Here is a 17526-nt window from a genome sequence, read left to right as displayed (position 1 = left end):
CAAACAATACATCTATCTATGTCTTGGATAATGAGAATTAAGGTCTTGTATGTCGTCAAACGCTACGGCTGCCACCCCTGAAGTGGCAAGCAATTCAAAAGTACGGGTATTATTTGCCAGTCTGGTTGGTACTACGATTGAGTTTTTTGACTTTTATATCTACGCCACAGCCGCAGTACTGGTTTTCCCCCATCTCTTTTTCCCTGAAAGTAGCGATGGCGCAGCCGTATTACAATCCCTTGCAACTTTCGCACTTGCCTTTATTGCCCGCCCGATTGGTGCTGCAGTTTTTGGACATTTGGGTGATCGAATCGGACGTAAGGCAACCTTGGTTGCCGCCTTGCTCACCATGGGGATTTCAACCGTCTGCATCGGCTTACTGCCAACCTATGTACAAATTGGTATTGCAGCACCTCTACTGCTCGCCTTATGTCGTTTAGGACAAGGTTTGGGCTTAGGTGGTGAGTGGAGTGGTGCGGTTTTACTCGCCACTGAAAATGCGCCTGAAGGAAAACGCGCTTGGTATGGAATGTTCCCTCAATTGGGTGCGCCGATTGGCTTTATCCTTGCAACAGGTTCATTTCTATTATTGAATGCATTCATGTCGGAACAAGCCTTTATGCAATGGGGCTGGCGTATTCCGTTCATCGCCAGTGCAGTACTGGTGTTAGTCGGTTTATATATTCGTTTAAAACTGCATGAAACGCCTGCTTTCCAAAAGGTCTTAGATAAGCAAAAAGAAGTGAATGTACCCTTCAAAGAAGTCATGACCAAACACTTCAAAATGTTGGTACTCGGCACAGTTGCTGCGATTTGTACTTTTGTGGTGTTCTACCTGACAACGGTATTCGCGCTGAACTGGGGAACCACCAAACTGGGTTATGCACGTGGAGATTTTCTTCAGCTACAACTGGTTGCCACCTTATGTTTTGCTGCATTTATTCCGATTGCAGCTATTCTCGCAGAGAAATTTGGTCGTAGAAAAACCTCCATCGCAGTCTGCATACTTTCTGCTTTATTTGGATTGTGTTTTGCGCCCCTACTCGATTCAGGTAATCCAATACTGGTATTTTTATTCTTATGTATTGGTCTTTCGATCATGGGACTCACCTACGGTCCAATCGGTACGATTTTGTCTGAACTTTTCCCAACTTCAGTCCGCTACACTGGCTCAGCGTTGACCTTTAACTTGGCTGGCATTTTTGGTGCTTCATTTGCACCTTATATTGCAACCAAACTGGCTGAAAGTTATGGACTTGGTGCGGTGGGTTTGTATCTCAGCTTGGCTTCAATTTTATCGTTGATCGCATTTTTAATGATGCGTGAGACTAAACATGACGATGTAAATAACCAAGTTTAATCACGTCTTTCGTCGAAAATACACCTCCCTTACACAAGGGAGGTTTAAATAAATATACAAAAAATCACCGAATTGGCATCCATTCATCGCATGGCGCGGCAATCAATAAAATTGATTTTATCGCAACATTCTACACAATATTTTTTATGCTAAAATGGCCGCCTCCCATTTTCTAGATGATTGCACTTATGTACGCAGTGATTATCGTTGCCGTATTTTTAGTCAGTTTTTTATATACATATTATCGTGGCAAAGAGCGATTAAAAGCATCTCGACAATTATTCGATCATTCGACCTTCTTAGCTCCTATCAATATGTTTATGACTGGTTTCTCGAAGTTACCGAACCAGCCATTTTTTGATGTGGCGCAATTCCCTGAACTCAAACCACTACAAGATAATTGGCAAATGATTCGGGAAGAAGCGATTCAACTACAAAATCAAATCAAAGCCGCTGAAAAAAATAATGATGCAGGTTTCAACACGTTCTTTAAACGTGGTTGGAAGCGTTTTTATTTGAAATGGTATCGGGATAGCCACCCTTCCGCACAACAACTTTGCCCAAAAACTGTGGCATTACTAGAAAGCATCCCATCAGTCAAAGCCGCTATGTTTACTGAACTTCCATCTGGAAGCTATTTGGGTAAACACCGTGATCCTTATGCCGGTTCAGTTCGTTATCACTTGGGTTTAGTGACGCCCAATAGTGATGATTGCTTTATCGAAGTCGATCAGGAACGGTATAGCTGGAGAGATGGCGAAGCCACTGTATTTGATGAAACCTATGTACACTGGGCACATAATAAAACCGATCAAACTCGGATCATCTTGTTCTGTGATATTGAACGTCCAATGAAATGGGGCTGGGCGCAAAGATTTAATCACTGGTTTGGTCGCAATATTATGTCGGCAGCAAGCTCACCAAATGATGATCAAGATAAGACTGGTTTTATTAACCGTATTTTCAAATATGGTTATGCCGTTCACCACTATGGTCGTGGCTTAAAACAACGCAATCGCCCACTGTACTATGCTTTAAAATGGTTAATGTTTGCGATCCTTATTGGTTTGATTTTATTACCAAGCCTCTTATAAAGGCTGGTATTAAAATAAAAAAGAGATGCCTTAGCATCTCTTTTTTATTGAAAAAATGATCAATTAATTTGTTTTCGCTGTTTGAGTGCTTGCTGTCTGTGGTGCTTGTGCACTCGCAGTTTGTGCAGCTGCTGCATTCGCAGCTTGTACCGCTGCTTCACCAATTAAAGCAATCTTGGCTTTTTCTTGGCTCTTTTCAGAAAGTGCAGGATTTGATGCCACGATACGATTGATATTGGCAGAATTTGCTGGTGCAATCGCAGCGGTTTGCAACACGATTGGACGGTTACCCGTATCGCCTAAAGTATAGCGAATGCCCGTACGTGGACTAATGACCGTTGTGACATCATGCTTAACCTGTGCTTGAGCAGAAGTCTCTCCTTTTGCAGCCTGCACTTTATCCACTGTCGTAGTTTGTGGAACATCTGCCGCAAGTGCAAAACCTGATGTCGTCGCACTTGCTAAAATTAAAAGTTGTAATGCTTTTTTCATTGTCTTCCCGCTTCTAATATCAATTCAACGAAGAACTGTAAGTCTGCTAATAAAACTACAAAGCTTGATTCCACTCAAGTAGTTTATCGTAAAAAAAGCAGAGTCTATGCTCTGCTTTTCTATCATGACCAAATAAAACCTAAGCTTAGATTTTACCGTGACACTGCTTGTATTTTAAACCAGAACCACAAGGACAAGGTGCATTGCGACTCTCAGGCACTGGGAATACTGCATTTTGCTGTTCTGTTTCTTCAGAAGCAGTCACTTCACCCGTTAAACCATCGACCTCATCATGCTCAAAAGAAAGACGCATCGATTCAGCTTGACGCTGCTGCTGTGCTTCCATTTCTGCAAGTTCTTCAGCAGTCGGAACATGTACGCGAGATAGATCAGTCACTACATCAGATTTGATCACACCCAACATATTCACGAATAAATTGAATGCTTCTTTTTTATATTCTTGCTCAGGATTTTTTTGCGCATAACCACGTAAATGAATCCCTTGACGCAAGTAATCCATCGCAGCCAAATGCTCTTTCCAGTGACGATCAAGTGAATTCAACATAAAGTGACGCTCAAGCATAACTGCTGACTCTGCACCCATTTGCTCGCGACGCTGAAGATAGCGGTTCACAATTTCATCAGAAATACGCGCAACTAAACCTTCTTCATCTAAACGACGATCTTGGTCTAACCACTGTTGCACTGGCAATTCAACGCCCAAATCGGTACGTAAAGCAGTTTCTAAGCCTTCAACATCCCACTGATCATGTACCGATTCTGGTGGAATAAAGTTTGCAATCACACCCTTAATCACATCTCGGTGCATTTCTTCAATGTAGTCTTGTAAAGTGCTTTCAGTGAGGACTTCATCACGCTGAGCATAAATAATCTTACGTTGCTCATTATTGACATCATCGTACTTCAATAGATTCTTACGAATATCAAAGTTACGTGCTTCAACTTTACGCTGCGCATTTTCGATCGAACGACTGACCATCTTGTGTTCAATGGCTTCATTTTCTTGCAAGCCCATTGCACGCATCATCGCGACAACACGATCACCGGCGAAGATACGCATCAAGTCATCCTCAAGCGATAAATAGAAACGAGATACACCTGGGTCACCTTGACGACCAGCACGACCACGCAACTGGTTATCAATACGACGAGACTCATGACGCTCAGAACCAATGATATGCAAACCACCAGAACTTAGAACATCCTCATGGTCTTTTTCCCATTGCGCTTGTAAACGTGCTTCATCTTCTGCTGTTGGATTTTCAATTTTCGCCAGTTTTGCTTTCCAGTTACCACCTAGCAAAATATCTGTACCACGACCTGCCATGTTGGTGGCGATCGTGACTGCATTTGGGCTACCTGCTTGGGCAATAATATCGGCTTCGCGCTCATGTTGTTTTGCATTCAAAACTTCATGCTGAATACCCGCCTGTAATAACTTAGAAGATAAGATTTCACTGGCTTCAATCGTTGCCGTACCGATCAGAATCGGTGCAACACCCTGCTGACGAATATTGGCAATTTCTTCAATGATGGCACTATATTTGCCATTACGATTTAAATAAATTAAGTCATTATGATCTTTACGCACCATCGGACGATGCGTTGGAATAATGATCACATCCAAACCATAAATCTCTTTCATTTCTGCTGCTTCTGTATCAGCAGTACCAGTCATACCTGAAAGTTTTTTATAGAGACGGAAATAGTTCTGGAATGTCGTTGTAGCAAGCGTTTGATTCTCAGGTTGAATTTCCATACCTTCTTTGGCTTCAACCGCTTGATGCAGACCTTCTGACCAACGGCGACCAGGCATAGTACGACCTGTGCTTTCATCCACAATAATGACTTCTTCTTTTTGAGTCTGTGGATTTACACCGATGATATAGTGCACATTCTTTTGATACAGATAATGCGCACGAATCGCAGCCGTAACATGATGAACCAAGTTCAGATTGGTTGCTGAATATAAGCTCTCGCCTTCAGCCAATAAACCCATACGAATCAGTTCATCTTCAACTGTTTCATAACCGATTTCAGTCATTTCAACTGAACGTTGTTTTTCATCAACCCAAAAGTGCCCACCATCAGCCACTTTTTCTTCTTTCTGTGGGCGTAATGTTGGTGGAATACTATTGATTAGCTGGTAAAGATGCGATGAATCTTCACTTTGCCCAGAAATAATCAATGGTGTACGTGCTTCATCAATCAGGATGGAGTCAACTTCATCAATAATCGCATAACTTAAACCACGTTGTTTTTTCTCTTGTAGAGAAAACACCATGTTGTCACGCAAATAGTCAAAACCAAATTCGTTGTTGGTTCCGTAAGTAATGTCGGCAATATAGGCTTGCGCTTTTTCATCTGGCATTTGCATGGAATAAATCACGCCAATGCTTAAACCTAAAAACTCAAATAATGGGCGGTTAAGCTCAGCATCACGTTGTGCTAAGTAATCATTTACAGTGATCACATGCACACCTTGTCCACTCAACGTATTGAGGTAACATGCCAAAGTACCCATAAGGGTTTTACCTTCACCTGTACGCATCTCAGCAATTTTACCTTCGTGCAAGGTAATACCACCAATCAGCTGCACATCATAATGACGCATGCCCATGACACGCTTTGCAGCTTCACGGCAGACCGCAAATGCTTCAGGCAATAATTGATCTAAACTTTCACCGTCTTTATAACGTTGTTTGAATTCTTGAGTTTTTGCAGATAGGTCTGCATCGTTAAGAACAGATACCGTCGGTTCGAGCGCGTTAATTCGTTCGACGATTTTACGCATACGTTTGAGCTCACGCTCATTTTTAGTACCGAAGATACCTCCGATCAGACTTGCCAACATGAAGAACTCTCTAATCCTGTTTGTTTAAGTTTAAATAGGTAATTTTTTCTTAGCTGTTATTATGGAGTCAGAAATAAGAACTACAAGGGCTTTACATTCAAACAGGTAAAAAAATCTGCCCTACGATTCTGACATCACACAACCAAAGAGCGTTAATGTAGCAAATTTGCATTTAAGTTACACCGATTTAAATGTGAATTCCTGATCAATTTTTTGACCCCTCTACTTATTCGATATCTAAAAACATCATAAACATATGAAAAAACATTAATTTTATTTATAAAATCGATACTGCATATTAAAGACAGCACACATAAAGTATGTATTGAGGATTGATATGACACTACGTTTAGGCGACATCGCCCCGAATTTCCAGCAGCAATCAAGTGACGGTACGCTTGATTTTTATGATTTTTTAGCCGATGGCTGGGGAATATTATTTTCACACCCAGCAGATTTTACGCCCGTTTGTACCACTGAACTTGGCTTTACCGCCAAGCTTAAAGATGAGTTTATAAAACGTGGCGTCAAAGCGATTGCGCTTTCTGTGGATGATGTTGAATCTCATCAAAGCTGGATTCAAGATATCAATGAAACCCAAAATACAACAGTGAACTTCCCGATTATTGCAGATAAAGACCGTAAGGTTTCTGAGTTGTATGGATTTATTCACCCCAATGCCAGTGAAACGCTAACAGTTCGCTCGTTGGTGATTATCGACCCAAATAAAAAAGTGCGTTTGATTATTACCTATCCTGCCTCTACAGGTCGGAACTTCAATGAGGTGTTACGTGTGGTCGATTCATTACAGTTGACGGATAAACATAAGGTTGCAACACCAGCAAATTGGCAACAAGGCGAAGATGTTGTCATTATTCCATCACTAAAAGATGAAGAAGAAATTAAACAACGTTTTCCTCAAGGCTATACAGCGGTAAAACCGTATTTACGATTAACCCCCCAGCCTGAGCAAGATTGAAGCCGATTAAAGGCTTCAAGCGAAGCGCAAGACAAACGAAGTGCGTAGGAATAAAAACGAGCAACGCTCGTTCCTGAGAAGCGACTAAAGCTTCGCAAGAAGTCGAACAGCTATGCTGTGAGTTAAGAGATAAGTGAATGCTTTAATCGAAGTGCAAGGTAATCAAGTCCATCATTGAATAAGTTTAGCAAACTGAAATTGTGAAAAAATTACAATATCACGCTCAAAAGTAATGAAATATTGCGTTAATTTGTGCGCAATCCACGATCAGATTCAATTGCTATCTTTACCATGAAAAAAACACTCATTTCCGTTATGCTCGTTTCAAGTTTAAGCTTGGGTGGATGTATGAAACACCCAAGTTTGAGTGACGATCAACGTCCCCAAAACTGGGGAACGCTTATTTCCAATACTCATAATTTTTATCAAATTAGCCCAGATGTATTTCGTAGCGATCAACCAGATACTGATTTAATCGCCAGTTTGAAACAGCATCAGATTGGGACTGTGATTAACCTCAGAGCGAAGAATAAAGATGCCCATGTTCTCAATGATCAAGCCTTTGATCTTGTACACATTCCAATTTATACATGGGCGATCAATCGTAATGACCTCTTACAGGCCATGCGTGCCATTCAAACAGCAAAACAACACAATCAAAAAGTCTTGGTACATTGCTATCATGGCTCTGATCGTACAGGCGCTACGATCGCAATGTATCGTATTATCTTCGAAAACTGGTCAATTGATGATGCAAAACAAGAAATGAAGCAAGGGGGCTACGGCTATCATGTCATTTGGAAGAATATTGATCAGTTGCTTAGCCCTGAAAATGTAAAATGGATTCAACAGCAACTGAAGAACCCATTAACTTAGCACTTTGGTTTGGGATGAAATTCTATTTAAAGCAAGCCTCATTTAACTTTGCGGTTTTGCAAAAGCAGAGCTGCTCAGCAGCACCGTCAAAACTTCAGAATCGCCGCCATCACTATCCGTTACCAATAAAAATACCTCACCATCGTCTCTCGATTCTAGCCAAGTAATACCTTCGACTTTAATTGGAAGGGTTTGTCCCTTGTCATTTTGAATCAAATGAGTATCTAAAGTTTTACCGTCAGGCGAGAACACCAAAATAAAACTACCCAACACCACACCGTCATCATAGGTATTTAATGTTTGTTCAACTGAAGCAGTGGCAACGATCAAACTTTTATCCACCAAAAAACATGTATCAGAAATGCCACTTGCTGAACCTTTAATCTCAGGTAATGTAAGGTTAAGCGAATTTATGAATGCACTTTCTAACGAACGTCCCTCTTGAATTTTTGCTAAATCAAACACTAAAACACCATGGCAGCGATTAATATTACCACGTTGAAAAATATAGAGATGACGATCGTCTGAACATACTGCTTCTATATTAAGACCAGCTCCACCGGTTAACTCAAAACTATGTTCCAAAAAATGGTAATCAACCGCATCCAACAAAGTTCTAATTTGATTATTGGATGGATTATAGAGCAAAGCTTGTTTCCGATTGTCCGTAGAACCCGACCCCATAATCAGTAGCTGTGGTTGTCCGTTAAAGATTATGCAAGTTAATGCTTCAAAATCAGGCTTTTTTTCTTTGCTCAATGCGGTAAGTGGTATTCGCTCAGACGGTTCAAATAACGGAATTTTTTCAAAAACCGTCACACTGGTCATGTTTTTTTTACGATTCGTTTTGAGTAAGTAACAAACATCATCACCAACAAAATAGAGGTCGTCCCCCACGCAAGCGACACCAGACAATGCACTAACAACAGAATCTGGTGCAAAAACAACCTGCTCTATTATCCTAACACCTGTATTCATCATTCCCCCTATTCAATGCAATAGTCGCAGTGAGACAAAGCCTGTGAAGCTTTCCTGATTTGATCTAGGGGGTTATCACCATTTAACGTTGTTCGAGTGGCACCCAGTCAATCACCCAAGCTGATTTCATATTTAAACTTTCATCTGCCGCAATTTTCTTACGCGCGGCATCCGCAGTTTCTCTGTCTTTGGATGGACCAACCATGATGCGAATCCCTTTAGAGGTTGGGCTGGTTGTAACTTTATAGCCTTTCGCTCTTAACTTGGATACCACGGCATCTGCATTGGCTTGGTTTGCAGCCAAAGCCACTTGTACCATCCAGTTCTTGTCGCCATTTTCCAAAAGTTCGCGTGCCTTTTCAGCATCTGCTTTCTTCTTCGCATCTTCTTCGGCTTTGCGTTTTTCATCAGCAGCTTTCTTGTCTGCTTCGGCTTTACGCTTATCTTCGGTAGCTTTCTTATCTGCTTCCGCTTTACGTTTATCTTCAGCAGCTTTCTTGTCTGCTTCCGCTTTACGCTTATCTTCGGCAGCTTTCTTGTCTGCTTCCGCTTTACGCTTATCTTCAGCAGCTTTCTTGTCTGCTTCGGCTTTACGTTTATCTTCAGCTACTTTTTTGTCCGCTTCCGCTTTACGTTTATCATCAGCGGCTTTCTTGTCTGCGTCCGCTTTACGCTTCTCTTCTAACTTACGCTTTTCTTCAGCAAGTCGTTGTGCTTTGACTTTGTCATCTTCAATCAACTCTGGTGGAATATTATCCGAGCTTTCTTGTGCAGCATTTCGACGGGCATTAATTGCAGCATATTCCTCCGCTGCCTTACGTGCGGCAGCAGCTTCTGCTTCTTGTTGCATCTTTAAAAAATCAGCCGCAAGCGCTTCTTGTTCAGCAACGGCTTTTTCACGCGCTTGGCGCTGCTCTTCAAGCAAACGTTTTTCGGTTTCAATGTCAACAGCCATGGGTTGTAACGATACCATTTCACTGTCTTGCGCAGGCTGTGCAAGTTTTGGTTTAGACTCAGTTTGAGCACTTGGGTGTTCAATCTGAGTTTGTGTCTTGTCTTGTTCTATTTCTTCATTACCTTTGAGAAGTAATGCTGCCAATAAAACACCACCTCCAAGTAAAACAACGCCGCCCATCCAGCGTTGTTTGTTATTCATTGACATTGTTCTAAATACTCCCAGACCGCTTCTAAGGTATGAAACGAACCACAGACTAAAATCAGCTGATTGTTATTACATTTGTTCAGCGCAGTTTCAAAAGCTTGTTGGATACTGCCAAACTCATGCACCTGTTGACCGTGCAATGCATCATGTAACTGTTGCACAGGCGCGGCTCTAGGCACATCTAAATTAGCAATAAACCAATTTTTTACTGTTGTTTTTAGTAAATCAGTGACCGATGCAATGTCTTTATCTGCCAACATTGAAAATACCGCAACAACTTCTGTGTACTGTTTATTGTATTTTAGGAATTTTCGCAACTGCTTCAATAAAAATTCAACACCATGCGGATTGTGACCTGCATCAAAAACAACCGTTTTACCTTGAATTTGACGTATTTCAAAACGACCTTGCAAACACGCTTGCTGAATTCCTTGTGCGATTGCTGTTTGGGATATTTCTATGCCACTCAAGAGCACAGCAGCAACAGCCGTAGAAATATTATCAAGCGCTAACTGCCCGACTGGGAGCTGTAATGTCGTTCCTGATGATGCAAATGACCATGTTTGACCATCATCATTGGGCTGATAAAAATAATCTCGATTTAAAACAGACAAGTGAGCTTGAGTCTCGGTCACTTTATCTTGCACTGCTTGAGGTAGCTGTTGTTGCCCTGCAAAAATGACGGGGATATTTGGGCGAATAATGCCTGCTTTCTCAAACGCAATTTTTTCGATGCTATCGCCAAGCCAATCAGTATGGTCTAAACCGATATTGGTAATGACTGCAATGTTAGGATCGATGACATTGACCACATCTAGACGACCGCCAAGACCGACTTCAAGCACCCAAATATCACATTGTTGTTGTTTAAAAATAACAAAAGCAGCCAAAGTGGTTGCTTCAAAGAAAGAGAGTGATAAACCACATTCACGGCGAGCTTGATCGACCAAAACAAAAGCATCAATCAAAGTTTGATCATCGACTTCCACACCAGCCAACTTCACACGCTCGTTGAAACGATAAATATGCGGTGACTGATAGAGACCGACTTTATAGCCTTGTGCATTTAAAATAGCGGCTAACGTGGTTGTGGTTGAACCTTTACCATTGGTACCCGCGACTGTAAATACTTTCGCATCGGGCTGCATCACACCTAACTTTTCAGCGACTGGAATGACACGTTCTAGGCCTAAATCAATGCCTGTAACATGAACATGGCTCCAATAATCGAGCCATGTTGTTAGGGTATCTTTTGAATGTGGGTCGTGCGGTTTCAAGGTAAATTCATCAGCTTTGCAACAAGTCGATATACAGTATCACGTAACGCATGACGGTGAACAATCTGATCGATCACACCATGATCGAGTAAATATTCTGCGCGTTGGAATGGTTCTTCCAGTTTTTCACGTACAGTTTGTTCAATCACACGTTTGCCCGCAAAACCAATCATGGCTTTCGGTTCAGCAATATGTACATCACCCAGCATCGCCAATGATGCAGTTACGCCGCCATAAACTGGATGCGTCAATACCACCACATAAGGTACACGTGCTTCTTTCATTTTTTGAATCACAGCCGAGGTACGTGCCATTTGCATGAGAGACAACATCCCTTCTTGCATACGTGCACCGCCCGAAGCAGCAAAACAAATCATAGGTTGATGCAGTTCAATCGCGCGTTCAGCCGCTTGTACAAAGCGATCACCCACAACTGTACCCATTGAACCGCCCATGAAATCAAATTCAAAAGCACAAGCAATCAAATCTAAACCTTTCAGAGAACCTTGCATGACCACGAGTGCTTCTGTCTCACCCGTTTTATCTTGTGCTTCACGCATACGATCTGGATAAGGTTTAGTATCTACAAACTTCAATGGATCTTTGGCGCTAAACTCTTGACCTAACTCAGTATTGACTTGATCAAAAAACCAATTCAAACGATCACGCGCACGCATGCGTAAGTGTTCATCGCATTGTGGGCAAACATAAGCATTGAATGACATCGCAGTACGAGTAACCAGTGCATGACACTCAGGACATTCAATCGTCGGTTCAGTAAAGGTCGCTTTGAATATCTGTTGTTGATCCGCGACCTGAATCCCAGGAACTTCACGCTCCGTCCAAGGGGTTGCAGGGTGAAGTACTTTCCCTGTTATGATTTCTACGTCTTGACTCATACTAACTCATCGAGCGCAGCTCGAAGCTCCTTCACTTTATTCACCGTCTGTTGCACAGCCTCATCGACTGGCAATGTTGCAAAAGATTTAACGAAAGCACTACCTACAATCACGGCGTCGGCAACTTGTCCCATAGCTTTTGCAGATGCAGCATCACTAATCCCAAAACCCACACCGACTGGCACATTAGTTTTAGATTTAATTTTTGCAATCCGCGCTGCTGCTTCTGAGGTATCTAATGTTGCAGCACCTGTCACACCTTTGAGTGACACATAGTAAACAAAGCCACTGGCTTGATTGACCACATGTTGAATACGCTGATCTGTCGAAGTTGGTGCAAGCAAGAAGATTTGATCCATCTCATTTTGTTTTAAGATGTCTCCCAACTGCTGTGATTCTTCTGGTGGTAAATCCACGAGAAGAACACCATCAACGCCACAATCTTTCGCATAAGCGGCAAACTTTTCATAACCAATCACTTCAACAGGGTTTAAATAACCCATTAAAACAACTGGTGTCGTTTGGTCTTGTTGACGAAATTCTTTCACCATATTCAAAGCATCTAAGGTATTTGTTCCACCTGCTAAAGCACGTTCAGCGGCTAAGGCAATGACTGGACCATCTGCCATTGGGTCAGAAAATGGCAAACCCAATTCAATGACATCAACGCCTGCTTCAACCATTTGGTGAAGTAAGGGAACGGTTACCTGTGGATGCGGATCACCTGCCATCACATAAGAAACAAGCGCTTTACGTTGCTGAGATTTAAGCTGTTCAAAACGAGTGGCAAGACGTGACATAGGATTATGCTTTCCTTGATTTATGTTGAGGAGTTGTTTGTAGTCGTACAAAAAACACTGCATTGTAACGCTATTTTTTGTACATTGAACAGCGTTTGACGTGATTGCACGTGCTGATTATGACCACCAACAACAGCCCTAATACATTTATCTATATTTTGGACTTTTTCTCAATGATCAAAGCTTCCTAATTTTAGACCAATCGCACTACATTTTAGAAATCCGCCAAGCTCCTTTATACTATGCGCAATTTTTGAATGTTCTTTTGATTTTATGTCTGCCCACTCTCAGGAAAAAGTACAAAGCAATGCACTTGCTTTGCTACCACTATTGGTATTTTTGGTCATCTTTCTCGGGAGTGGTATTTATCATTCAATGATTGGGACAGAATTTGCCTTTTATCAGATCAAAGCCCCTATTGCTGCTATTCCAGCCGTGATTCTTGCTTTACTTATTTATAAACAAAAACTCAATACTGCAATTGAAGATTTCCTACAGGGCGCAAGTCATCCCAATCTGATTCTAATGTTTATGGTGTTTATGTTGGCGGGGGCATTTGCCAGCGTTTCCAATACCATTGGCAGTGTCGATGCTACGGTCCAACTAGGGCTTTCATTGATTTCAGCAGCGTATGTTTTGCCGATGCTGTTTATCATCTCCGCGTTTATTGCCACAGCAATGGGCACATCGATGGGTACGATTGCAGCCTGTGCCCCGATTGCGTTTGGCTTTTCTCAAGCGACCGATATTGCCCCAATTTATGCGATTGGTGCGGTGGTGGGTGGCGCAATGTTTGGCGATAATTTATCAATGATTTCAGACACGACCATTGCCGCAACACGCAGCCAAAATGTTGAATTAAGAGATAAGTTCCGTGTCAATATTTGGATCGCTTTGCCCGCTGCATTGATCAGCTTGATCGTTTATATTTCATTGAGCCAGCATGCCGAGGAGATTCAATCCAAGCCGTATGATTTATGGCTAATTCTGCCTTATCTAGCCGTTTTCTTGCTCGCATTTAGTCGCTTACATGTACTTGCTGTTTTAATGATTGGTGTGATTTTATCAGGTGTTATAGGACTCATTGAAAAGCCAGAATTCAACCTGCTGCAATTGAATAATTCAATTTATAACGGTTTTGTGGGCATGTTTGAGGTGGCATTACTTTCCATGCTCCTCGGCGGACTGTCGGCTTTGATGCAAAAAGAAGGCGGTTTACAGTGGTTAATCCAACGGATCTACGCCATTACTCGCTTATTTAAATTTGGAAGACAACGTGCAGGTGAATTAGGCATTAGTTTCCTTGTGGTTTTCTCAAATCTATTCGTTGCCAACAATACTGTGGCGATTATTTTATCGGGAGATATGGCACGTGAAGTCGCCAAAGAATACGGCGTTGATCCAAAGCGTAGTGCCGCTTTACTTGATATTTTTTCTTGTGTGACTCAAGGGATTATTCCTTATGGTGCACAGTTGCTTCTCGCGTGTTCGATTGCCAAACTTTCGCCCTTAGAATTGATTGGACATATCTACTATTGCTGGATTTTGGCCATCTTTGCGATACTTGCGATTGTTTTTCATTATCCACGCTTAAGAACATCTTAAAAATTCATATGAGTCTCTTTAGTTTTGTTCTGAAAACTAAAGAGACTTTAAAAACTGTTTCGGTGTAAAACCTGTCCAACGCTTAAACGCCCGTCCAAATGCACTTTGATCCGCATAATTTAAACGCTCAGCAATCTCAGAAAATGATTTTCCTTGCTGCAAATAAAGCTTACTTTGCTCCAACCGATATTGATCTAAGAGATCTTGAAAATTCAGTTGATACCCTTTGAGCTGACGCTGCAAAGTCCGTTCGGAACAATGCAATCGCTTGGCGACATAGCGTTGCAAAACATCTTCTTGCTGCAATAAACCTTGCTCAATATAACTTTGTATTTTCTGTTTAAATTGTTGTTGCTGAATTTCAACGGAACTGGTGCTATTCAGGGATTGCTGTGCTTGACTCGATAAAACCTGATTGAGCTGTTGATCTGCGGCAATACTTTTGGCTTTTAAAATCTGATGGGGAAAGCGAATAGCGTATTGTCCAGCATGAACTTGTATTGAACATCCATAAAACTTTTCAAAATGAAATAATGCAGTATGCGGCGCATAACCAAATTGAATCATTTGTGGTGGAATGAGCGTATCTTGTGCAATTGATTCGGCAATTTTAAAAATCAGCGCCAAGTTCAACTCATACATCTCACGATAATCAGGATACGAGGCACTCCATACAATTTGGATATAATCTGAAAATTGTTGTACATCGAGTTGTTCTAAATTGGTCTGTTTAAAAATCAGAGAATAATAACGCTGTAATAACTGTAACGCTTGCTGTAGGTCTAAGCTGGTTGAAGCCAAATACCCCATTAAACCGAGATCTTGTAAATTGGCATGTTCAGCTAAAACAAGCGTAATTGGTCGGGTAAAATAAGGTTGAGCAGCGCGTAACAGTACGACATAACGCTCGACATCAAACTCTTGTTCATCTGGGTTTTCTAAACACGCAGCAAAATCCTGCAAAAGCTTAGGCGCAACAACTTTAGACAAATCAATGTGTTCTTGTTGCAAAACACGATTCAACAATCGTAAGTATCCAATAATTATTTTAACTGACATGCGCCAATCTCATCCTAATCTGTCGCTATTTGTATAAAACTTGGCTGTAACTGTCAAAACATTTCATCAAACTTTCCCCATACTGAGTACATTAAAAGAAAAGGAAGAGCACCGATGAATGCACATGTATCCTATCAGGTTGATCCAATCGTAAGAACGAACTTAGACTTCCACTTAAATGAAGCACCTCGTTTTTGGTTTGGTGGCGATCCGTTCCGTACCCGTATGTTTGATGCATTGAGCCTCACATTCCCTGATGGTGAGCGCTATTTTATTGAATGTGTTCGTTTATTTCGTGACAAAATCAATGATCCTGAGTTGCAGGAACGCGTGACGGACTTCATTCGTCAAGAAGCTCAACATGGGATTGCGCATGACAAAATGAACCAAGTCATGAAAGAGCAAGGTATGCCTGTTGATCAATTCACCCATCGTTTAAAGAAAATATTTAAATTTGAATTGAAGAATCGTTCTCCACAATACAACATTGCCATGACTGCGGCAGCAGAACATTTAACTGCACTGATGGCCGATACCTTCTATAGTCAAAAAGAAACTTTGGCAGAAGCAGACCCTTTTGTTCGTGCCCTGTTTGCTTGGCATGCGATTGAAGAAATGGAACATCGTGATGTGGCTTTTGATGTGATGCGTGAAGTCGGTGAAGTGCCTGAAGCAACCCGTCGCTTCGCCTTGGTGTTCACCACCGTGATGATGTTTGGTTTTACCCTTTATCGTACCGACGTGATGCTTAAAACTGATGGTTTCAGTTTAAGACAACGTTTTGATATGGCGCGTAAAGGCTTGCCTTGGTTCTTTGGTCGAAACGGTATTTTAACGGCAAAAAGAGCGCAATATAGCGACTGGTTTAAAAAAGACTTCCATCCGAATCAGCATCCTGTGATTCGTCAATACGATGTCTGGATTGATACTTTAGCTAAAACCAATGACCCAATTGCAGCGGGTGAGGCTTTTTGGCAAGCAGGGTTATAATATTTAAAGAGAAGAATCCCCCTCCTTTTTAAAAGGAGGTTTGGGAGGATTTCTCACCCATCACCACTTTGCATAATGCTGTTCCAATAAACCATACTGATCACTCAATACCAATAATTCACCATTTTCTTGCTCAATCGTGCCACTCACTTTGGCTTGCCATTGATTGAACTGGCTTCCGATCAAACGCAAATTGATATTTTCAAAACGACACCACCCTGTTTGCACCAACAAGTTTAATCGGGCATCCAAAGAGCGAATTGTCCAATTTTTTTCATCTTGTTGTTCAAATAAAACATCCGTAAGTGGATATAAACGCCCATCAACCCACAAGGCATTTTCATTGCCAAAGCTTTCATTCACACCAGAAGCAAGGTTAAGCCCAATGCGATGATCATTTGCATCACGGAACTGACAAGACAACCAAAACCATGCTGTCTCTGGGCGTAAAAAACCACAGGTATCATCTAATGATGCAAGACTTTGCGCATTGAATTGTATCTGTTGCTGATCGGGAGTGATAAAAAAACCTTCAACCGCTAAGGTGGTTTGCTTTTGTGTATACGTCCAACCATTGATCCCAGTCGGGCTACATAAACTCAGTGCATCAGTCCCCGCACAAAAGATACGCGCTTTAAGCTGGACCTCACCATGTCTAGTAATTTGGATATAACGCACGCCATTGGCATGTTTCATGTTGAAACAATAGCCTGATTTTTTAAAATAGCTTTGACTAAATAACGGTTGTTCATCCAGTTTGGTTTGATAACCAAAAGGTTGAATCGCATTACATTCAATTACTTTTTCAGATTGATGATCATAGATATAAAAGAAAGCATGTCCCGCCCAAGATAAATCAACAATGGCAACGCCGATACTGTAGTGCTCATGCTGTATACCGCAAAACTTGAATTTCTTATATTTTAATTGTTTACGCCAGCCTTTGAGTGGATGACCATAAGGCGTTTTATAAATATAATCATCTAGGTTAATTCGGGAGGGTAGCTGATCAAAACGTCCATAACGTGGCTGACCATTGGCTTGTATCAAATCCATGATTTTTGGTTCCGTGATCGATTG

General features: G+C 41.5%; 15 protein-coding genes. 6 read left to right on the top strand and 9 right to left on the bottom strand.

The features are described 5' to 3' along the window. The first annotated feature begins 49 nt into the window (after positions 1 to 49). Positions 50 to 1360: an MFS transporter gene (locus J2Y37_RS03625; RefSeq protein WP_004669500.1), complete on the top strand. Its 1311-nt coding sequence runs from the start codon at positions 50 to 52 to the stop codon at positions 1358 to 1360. 188 nt (positions 1361 to 1548) lie between these two features. Then, positions 1549 to 2454, top strand: a complete 906-nt coding sequence (gene lpxO, locus J2Y37_RS03620; protein ID WP_349031901.1) for a lipid A hydroxylase LpxO — start codon at positions 1549 to 1551, stop codon at positions 2452 to 2454. Positions 2455 to 2517: 63 nt separating this feature from the next. Here lpxO and J2Y37_RS03615 read toward each other — a convergent pair whose 3' ends face one another. Further along, positions 2518 to 2946, bottom strand: a complete 429-nt coding sequence (locus J2Y37_RS03615) for a hypothetical protein (RefSeq protein ID WP_004669504.1) — start codon at positions 2944 to 2946, stop codon at positions 2518 to 2520. A gap of 145 nt (positions 2947 to 3091) precedes the next feature. After that, a complete protein-coding gene (gene secA / locus J2Y37_RS03610) occupies positions 3092 to 5821 on the bottom strand; it encodes a preprotein translocase subunit SecA (RefSeq protein ID WP_004669506.1) in 2730 nt (909 codons plus the stop codon). A 337-nt stretch (positions 5822 to 6158) separates the two neighbouring features. On the opposite strand from secA, the gene J2Y37_RS03605 reads away from it, so the two are divergent. Next, positions 6159 to 6800 carry a peroxiredoxin gene (locus tag J2Y37_RS03605; protein ID WP_349031900.1) on the top strand — a complete coding sequence of 214 codons (642 nt, stop codon included), beginning with the start codon at positions 6159 to 6161 and terminating at the stop codon, positions 6798 to 6800. A 291-nt stretch (positions 6801 to 7091) separates the two neighbouring features. Further along, positions 7092 to 7676, top strand: a complete 585-nt coding sequence (locus J2Y37_RS03600; RefSeq protein ID WP_241322098.1) for a dual specificity protein phosphatase family protein — start codon at positions 7092 to 7094, stop codon at positions 7674 to 7676. Between the two features lie 42 nt (positions 7677 to 7718). Here the strand turns inward: J2Y37_RS03600 and J2Y37_RS03595 are convergent, their stop codons facing one another. The 5 genes from J2Y37_RS03595 to trpA form a co-directional block, all read right to left on the bottom strand. Continuing rightward, positions 7719 to 8654 carry a hypothetical protein gene (locus tag J2Y37_RS03595; RefSeq protein WP_349031899.1) on the bottom strand — a complete coding sequence of 312 codons (936 nt, stop codon included), beginning with the start codon at positions 8652 to 8654 and terminating at the stop codon, positions 7719 to 7721. 82 nt (positions 8655 to 8736) lie between these two features. After that, the gene (locus J2Y37_RS03590; RefSeq protein WP_349031898.1) at positions 8737 to 9816 is read right to left on the bottom strand and encodes an SPOR domain-containing protein; all 1080 of its coding nucleotides are present in this window, start codon (positions 9814 to 9816) and stop codon (positions 8737 to 8739) included. Next, a complete protein-coding gene (gene folC / locus J2Y37_RS03585) occupies positions 9807 to 11093 on the bottom strand; it encodes a bifunctional tetrahydrofolate synthase/dihydrofolate synthase (RefSeq protein WP_349031897.1) in 1287 nt (428 codons plus the stop codon). Before folC ends, J2Y37_RS03590 begins: the two co-directional genes overlap by 10 nt. Continuing rightward, a complete protein-coding gene (accD, locus tag J2Y37_RS03580; protein ID WP_005195349.1) occupies positions 11090 to 11992 on the bottom strand; it encodes an acetyl-CoA carboxylase, carboxyltransferase subunit beta in 903 nt (300 codons plus the stop codon). The genes folC and accD overlap by 4 nt, the downstream gene beginning before the upstream one ends. Continuing rightward, positions 11989 to 12792, bottom strand: coding sequence for a tryptophan synthase subunit alpha (gene trpA / locus J2Y37_RS03575; protein WP_005195347.1), 804 nt, complete (start codon positions 12790 to 12792; stop codon positions 11989 to 11991). Before trpA ends, accD begins: the two co-directional genes overlap by 4 nt. 273 nt (positions 12793 to 13065) lie before the next feature. Between trpA and J2Y37_RS03570 the strand changes: the two genes are divergently transcribed. Continuing rightward, positions 13066 to 14397, top strand: a complete 1332-nt coding sequence (locus J2Y37_RS03570) for a Na+/H+ antiporter NhaC family protein (RefSeq protein WP_349031896.1) — start codon at positions 13066 to 13068, stop codon at positions 14395 to 14397. 36 nt (positions 14398 to 14433) lie between these two features. Here the strand turns inward: J2Y37_RS03570 and J2Y37_RS03565 are convergent, their stop codons facing one another. Beyond that, on the bottom strand, positions 14434 to 15456 hold the full coding sequence (locus J2Y37_RS03565; RefSeq protein WP_349031895.1) for a helix-turn-helix domain-containing protein: 1023 nt from the start codon (positions 15454 to 15456) through the stop codon (positions 14434 to 14436). Positions 15457 to 15570: 114 nt separating this feature from the next. Between J2Y37_RS03565 and J2Y37_RS03560 the strand changes: the two genes are divergently transcribed. Next, the gene (locus J2Y37_RS03560; RefSeq protein WP_349031894.1) at positions 15571 to 16446 is read left to right on the top strand and encodes a metal-dependent hydrolase; all 876 of its coding nucleotides are present in this window, start codon (positions 15571 to 15573) and stop codon (positions 16444 to 16446) included. A gap of 60 nt (positions 16447 to 16506) precedes the next feature. Here J2Y37_RS03560 and J2Y37_RS03555 read toward each other — a convergent pair whose 3' ends face one another. Next, entirely contained in the window at positions 16507 to 17502 is a 996-nt protein-coding gene (locus J2Y37_RS03555) for a DUF2804 domain-containing protein (protein ID WP_349031893.1), read from the bottom strand. Positions 17503 to 17526 lie beyond the last annotated feature (24 nt).

The sequence above is a fragment of the Acinetobacter sp. 3657 genome (assembly GCF_031456775.1).
Taxonomy (GTDB): Bacteria; Pseudomonadota; Gammaproteobacteria; order Pseudomonadales; family Moraxellaceae; genus Acinetobacter.
This window is presented reverse-complemented; position numbering and strand designations above follow the sequence as displayed.